The 5,190-nt window shown below is 40.8% G+C and carries 8 protein-coding genes; all 8 read right to left on the bottom strand.

Translation table 11 applies throughout. From position 1 onward, the window contains the following. Nucleotides 1-37: 37 nt before the first annotated feature. Complete coding sequence (locus HUK38_RS14345) at nucleotides 38-301, bottom strand: Txe/YoeB family addiction module toxin (protein WP_182585011.1); 264 nt, start codon at nucleotides 299-301, stop codon at nucleotides 38-40. Next, complete coding sequence (locus tag HUK38_RS14340; RefSeq protein ID WP_338065433.1) at nucleotides 279-662, bottom strand: type II toxin-antitoxin system Phd/YefM family antitoxin; 384 nt, start codon at nucleotides 660-662, stop codon at nucleotides 279-281. The genes HUK38_RS14345 and HUK38_RS14340 overlap by 23 nt, the downstream gene beginning before the upstream one ends. A 225-nt stretch (nucleotides 663-887) precedes the next feature. Continuing rightward, nucleotides 888-2,828 carry a nuclease-related domain-containing DEAD/DEAH box helicase gene (locus HUK38_RS14335; RefSeq protein ID WP_182585009.1) on the bottom strand — a complete coding sequence of 647 codons (1,941 nt, stop codon included), beginning with the start codon at nucleotides 2,826-2,828 and terminating at the stop codon, nucleotides 888-890. A 159-nt stretch (nucleotides 2,829-2,987) separates the two neighbouring features. Then, the gene (locus HUK38_RS14330; protein WP_182585008.1) at nucleotides 2,988-3,464 is read right to left on the bottom strand and encodes a hypothetical protein; all 477 of its coding nucleotides are present in this window, start codon (nucleotides 3,462-3,464) and stop codon (nucleotides 2,988-2,990) included. Between the two features lie 136 nt (nucleotides 3,465-3,600). After that, nucleotides 3,601-3,702 (bottom strand): PD-(D/E)XK nuclease family protein, encoded by a 102-nt coding sequence (locus tag HUK38_RS15670; RefSeq protein WP_420825178.1) that lies wholly within the window; start codon nucleotides 3,700-3,702, stop codon nucleotides 3,601-3,603. A gap of 41 nt (nucleotides 3,703-3,743) precedes the next feature. Further along, nucleotides 3,744-3,935 carry a hypothetical protein gene (locus tag HUK38_RS14320; protein ID WP_182585007.1) on the bottom strand — a complete coding sequence of 64 codons (192 nt, stop codon included), beginning with the start codon at nucleotides 3,933-3,935 and terminating at the stop codon, nucleotides 3,744-3,746. A 256-nt stretch (nucleotides 3,936-4,191) separates the two neighbouring features. After that, entirely contained in the window at nucleotides 4,192-4,584 is a 393-nt protein-coding gene (locus tag HUK38_RS14315) for a hypothetical protein (RefSeq protein ID WP_182585006.1), read from the bottom strand. A 127-nt stretch (nucleotides 4,585-4,711) separates the two neighbouring features. Beyond that, the coding region (locus HUK38_RS14310; RefSeq protein WP_182585005.1) for a formyltransferase family protein at nucleotides 4,712-5,190 on the bottom strand (479 nt) is incomplete at its 5' end.

Raw genomic sequence — 5,190 nt, 5'->3', positions numbered from 1 at the left:
TATTCACTTCTCTTTCACCGCAATCCGAACCACTTTTTTAAGCCTTGTAATGAAACCGGCACTGAATGATGGTGACATGCGTATTATCAAAGGCATACACCAAGCGATGTTCTTGATTAATACGCCGTGACCAGTAGCCTTGAAAATCGTGCTTCAGCGCTTCCGGCTTGCCCAAACCTTGAGTTGGGTGGCTGCAAGCATCCAGGCACAGTTGGATAATCTTTTTCAGCATTTTGGCATCATGCTGTTGCCACCAGGACAAATCCTCCAGCGCGGTTTCAGTCCAGGTAAGCCGTAACATCAATTTCCTTTACTTGACCTGTACGATGTTGCGCCATACCTTCTTGTAATCTGGCAGCATTTTCCGGGTTGCTGAGCAAATAGAGCGTTTCCAATAGTCCCGCGTATTCGTCGGCATCCAACATCACGACGGTTTGCCCCGGTGCTTTTTCCACGGAAAATATTTCATGCCGCTGCACCACCCGGTCGAAAATGCCGCTCAGGTTATTGCCTAGCTCTTGAAAAACAATCGGTTGCGGTTTCATGTCAATAAACTCAGTGCTTTTAATATATTCTTGCAACGATACCCGAAATCCCAAAAACATACGGCACAATGCCGCATTCCCTGTTGGGCTTCGTTCCTCAGCCCAATCTACATTCACTTCTCTTTCACTGTAATTCTAACCGCAGATGCACGCAGATAAAAACATCAACGTTTATCTGCGTTCACTGCGGTTTATATCGCTTGCGCGAGACTTATAAGCCCAATGGATGAATGTGCCAGACGCTCGGCTCGTGTGACGTCTAACGACCAAGCTCACTGGCGGCAATGGAGCGCAGCGGAATTGCCGTCCAGTGCAGCGTCTTGTTAGCTTTCTTTGGCAATTTCATTTAATTATGCCTTTCAGAAACTCAGAGCATTTGTTGTTACTTCCAACATCGAAAACCACCAAATTTTCTGAGGACCGCGTTATAGAAGTGTATACGATTTCCGGATCATCATCCTTGCTCAAAATATAAAAAACGGTTTTTGACTCAAGCCCCTTAAAACTATGAATAGTCGAAAGCTTCACTAGGCCGCTATTTGCATAAAAGTGATTTTTCTTTGCTCGTCTTACCCTCTCCACATTTTCTTTATTTTGTTTTATGAGAATATTGATCTCACTCTCGTCTAAAGCCATTAACTTCTCTACGCGCATGTTGGCGCAAGCTGCAAGTTCCTCATACGTTTCAAACATACAGTGCGTTTTTTCACTTTCTATCCATAACTCGTTCAATTGCCTAACCAGCGAAACTGCTGAAGATAAAATAACTATATCGTTTGGGTGCAACTCGTAGCTCCTGATATAGCTCTTTATTGAATCCAAAACTAATTCTTTCCAATTTCCGATTGGAATATCCTCATATTTTAGAAGACTAAACCCTATACTCATTTGACTGGGGCTTACATCAGTAATTTCTATGTCTGAATGCTTTTCTTGTAAAAATTTTAGTTGAAAATCTTTAAACAGCTGATTTAAAGGAGAATCTAACTTCGTCCTATAAGAGCGAGTAAGCTTAATCCAACGACCAAAACCTTGGGCTATAACCGGAGACCTAGCAAAATCTCTTTGATAAATATTCTGAGACTCATCTCCGAATAGAATCATTTCACCATCTTCTTGAAGAAAATTATCTCGAATAATTTTGACCCATTCTGATTCATAATCTTGTATCTCATCAACAAGGATTGTTTGGTACTTCGGTACGTCAACATCTTGAAAGACATTGGTAAAATAGAGTCTATCGATTCCGTATTTTTCAACTAACTCGCCGAAGTCCTGGCCACTGTTATTGACTTGAGAGTTAAAGAATTGGTGATAATTTGAAATTTCAAAGATCGAAAAATCTCTATTTCCCTGAATATCGCTAATCTTATCTCTGATGTAATTCTTTAGTGTAATATTAAATGTCAATATTAGAACGGTTGAATTGTGCCTTTGAGAAGCGTTTATAGCGCGCTGAGATAAAATAGATGTTTTTCCACAGCCAGCGACACCTTTGATTTTGCTTTTTACATTTTCGCTTTTCGTTAAGGACAACTGTTTATTATCGAATTTGATTGGCACGCCTTGATTTAGTGTATGTTCAGATGGACTAAGTCTCCGTTTGAAATCCCGATAAACATTTTCGTTAAATAGCACATGTTTAGAATTTTGCTTGATCTTTTTCACCAGATGACCCAGTTGGTCACCGCCAAAGGACATGTTTTTGTCTCTTTGTAGATTGCGCTTTTTTCGAGCTAGGTATTCGCTTGCCTTCTCGTATGAATCAAAGACGATTTTCCTTTCCTGTATAGCTTGATTTAGTCTCGCTTGCTCTTCTTTCTGCCTTTCTTCTGCTGGGAAGTACAGAGAATCAATCGCGCCTTTATCTGCATTGTGAAAATATACGAAACAATGAACTAGGTTATAAAAGTTTGGGTTTGTAAGCCTTGCTAAGCCGACTACTGGCAGATGTAGATCATAGAGGTTTTTCTTGTATCGAAAAGCCTGAGATTGCGGTGATGCTTTGCTCGATGATTTTGAACCATCAAAAACTTCCCATTTGTTATTTTCCGTAACTTCGTAGCTTTTTAAGTCCCAGTCCTTGACTTCAATTATGAAGGCAGAGCAATACTCCTTCAAAATTATAATATCGGGCCTATCACCATCCAGGTAGGGGTTAAAAAACACCTCATAGGTATCATCAAGGTGTTTTTTGAGGTAATTTATCAAGCACCATTCCCCGGGAGTCGGCGAAACTTTAAGGCGCTGAATGTTTTCTATGTCAGGGTAAATAACAGCCATTTATCCAATCGCTCAATTTTGTGTTTATCAGCTTGGGTACAGAACCGCAGGCTTGCACAAAAGCTAACGTCACACCTAAGCCGACCCATACTGCGCTGCTATGAGGCTGAAAAAAGCACTGAGCTATGGGCGCAGTATGGGGTCGGCTTGAGGTGCGTGTTAGGCTTTGTATTCGTCCCACTCTCCCTTTTCCTTATTCTCCTTCTCTTCAAGCTCCAGCCATTTTTCGAATTCGTCTTGACCGTTACCCTTCCAATGAAGATGAGCGCTTCGGATATCATCGACGGAACGGAAGGGGTTACGCGCACAAGACAAGCCAGGGTAATACTCTGAGAATCCTCGGGCATAATGGATTTCAAAAATCCAGTGATCTTCTTTATCGTTATGCCAGTGCAACGTGAAGTTGCGGCCAGCGCCCCCGACAATGTGCGCTCCGTGGATCTCATGTGTATGCTCGGATAAATCTCTATCCATGTTAAGTTCAATATCGTTCCACTGCTTTGTATAGCGACGAAACATTCGAAACAACTTTTCGCGGTAATCACCTGCGTCCAATACAACGGCAGATGTTGTATACGCCCACCTTTTTCCATCCGACGGGCGCTTTCCTAACCAGTAAGGTTCACGTTTGCTCATAGGATTGTCCTATTTTCTGTGGATGGACTAACAACGAGTAAGCGGTTGCCCGTTAGGGCAATCCGCTTGACCGACTGGTTATGCTTTTACAGCTTTATCAAGAATTTTTTGCGCTTCTTGCAAAATTATCAAAGTATTATCTAACTTTTTCGAGGATTTCTAAATAACGTTGAAGTTGATTGGAATGCTCTCTCGTACCAATTTTGTCTTCTATGGGTATAGCTATGGTATCATTCACAGTTAATAGAATATCGATATTTTGATACTGTTTTTTAACATCTATTTTTTCAATTTTGGATGGAAACTCTCTGTCATGTTTTTTAAAAAAGCTTTTAAAAGATTTACAAATAATTCATGAATATTTTTATCATACTCTCTTATTTCTGGTGTAATCCAAGATAAAAGCCAACAAATAAAAGCGTCTTGAGATAATTCTGAAGTTGCATAACTAAATAGATTTGGTTTAGTCATTCGGTCTCCTTTAGCATAATTTCAATCTGAAAAGCATAACGCCAGCCTCAGCCGCCGCGAGCGTAGCGAGCGGTCGGACTGGAGGCGTTCGTTAGGCGATTGATTGCGGATTGATTCAGTGCCTGGAAAATAATTTCATCCAGACCCCCTTTAATTAGACCCCCTTTAATTTAATTCCCAGACCCCCTTTAATTCCAAACCGAACCTGATCCGTTTAATTTTTAATTCTACTTTCGCACACTCTGTTTTCAAGCCATCATTTATTTGCAGATGATCTTGAATATGTACCTTCCTTAAATTCATCCAAGCTATCCCAACCTCCATTGCAAATTAACATATCGCCATCGTTTTTTATTAGGAATCTGTGATAACCCGGATTATCGCCATATTTTTCTTTTTTCGAGGTATACCGAAAAACAGATTTGATGCAATTGCAGTCAATGCTGTAAAAACCAACACCTTCCCAAGTAGTCCCTTTATGATTATCGCCATTAATTAAGTAATCATCTCTTTCGCTAGATTTTTTTATTACAATGGTTGATCCATATTTGTCATTGTAAGTTCCCTCTATTTTTTGACCTGCGAATACAGGTAAAATTGTTTTTAACGTAAGACAAAAAATAATAGCTGCTTTGATTGAGTTTTTCACTGTATTCCTCTCTATTGCTGAACTGAGATTTTATGGGTAAATTTGTCTGCAAGCTTGCCATGCCCAACGACCAAGCTCACCGGCGGCAATGGAGCGCAGCGGAATTGCCGTCCGGTGCAGCGCCTTGTTATGCCTTTTCTTGTTTCCGTATTTCTTCAATCTCGGAGTCATACTTTTCCCAAAATTGTTGTGACATCTGCGTTTCTGCGGCATATTCCTCCAACACCGAGACCACGGTGTTCCAGCCGTTTGTCAACAAATGTGGCAGACCTTCTTTATCTTTTACTTTGTGCGTAGAGCCATTGCCAATTTGTTTTTGCCTTTGGCAGTTTTCACTCTTTATGTTTTGCCAATTCTTTTTGAACAAATCTTGAATTGCCGCCTGTAACTTTTCGTAGGATGTTGCGAGTGTTTCCAAGTCCGAATCAAATTCTATTTCTTGCTGAACAATTATGTCTCCAGTGTCCACGCCTTCGTCCAGGTAGTGAATTGTGACTCCTTTTGGAGTGTCTTCTACGAAACTCCAAAAGTTGGGGTCGGCACCGCGATTCCACGGAAGGTAGGAAATATGGAGATTGATTGCCTTGTTTGGAAAAATATCAAGAA

Source organism: Thiospirillum jenense (assembly GCF_014145225.1).
Taxonomy (GTDB): domain Bacteria; phylum Pseudomonadota; class Gammaproteobacteria; order Chromatiales; family Chromatiaceae; genus Thiospirillum; species Thiospirillum jenense.
Note: the sequence above shows the minus strand (reverse complement) of the source record. Positions and strands in the feature narration are given on the sequence as shown.